This window comes from Gluconobacter sp. P1D12_c, assembly GCF_018812105.1.
GTDB lineage: Bacteria > Pseudomonadota > Alphaproteobacteria > Acetobacterales > Acetobacteraceae > Gluconobacter > Gluconobacter oxydans_A.
Genome location: NZ_JACSIQ010000794.1, coordinates 1 through 374 on the forward strand (window position 1 = coordinate 1; position 374 = coordinate 374).

Sequence of the window (374 nt, forward strand, 5' to 3'; positions counted from 1 at the left end):
TCAGGTGGGCCAGATGGGATCGACGGGTTTCGTCACGACGTCCGTAATGGGACCAGAGCCCAGGGGACAGGTCGAGCTGCCGCGCAACAAATGACAGAATGGGAGCCGGTGGTGTTTCACCAGATTCCAGCACCCGTCCCGGCCAGCGCATGTAGAGCATGACCATCGTGAAACCCAATCGGGAGGTTTCTCCGCGGCGGGTTGCGATCAGATCGAAGTCATCCTGGCTGAGTGTAAAATGTCTCGTGATCTCGCGATCATCGACAGAAGGCTCGTAATGTCGGGCGAGAGCTTCACGGGTCAGAAGACGGCGCCGCGCCATGATCGGATGTCTCCTTCATGTGTCCGGAAGGGGATCGTTGGACGGACTGTCC

The 374-nt window shown here is 59.1% G+C and carries 1 protein-coding gene; it reads right to left on the reverse strand.

The window, feature by feature from the left end; all coding sequences use genetic code 11:
- Positions 1-322, reverse strand: a 322-nt coding sequence (locus KP705_RS19235; RefSeq protein ID WP_215765468.1) for a DUF4158 domain-containing protein, incomplete at its 3' end; no start/stop codon positions are given.
- Positions 323-374: the final 52 nt, after the last annotated feature.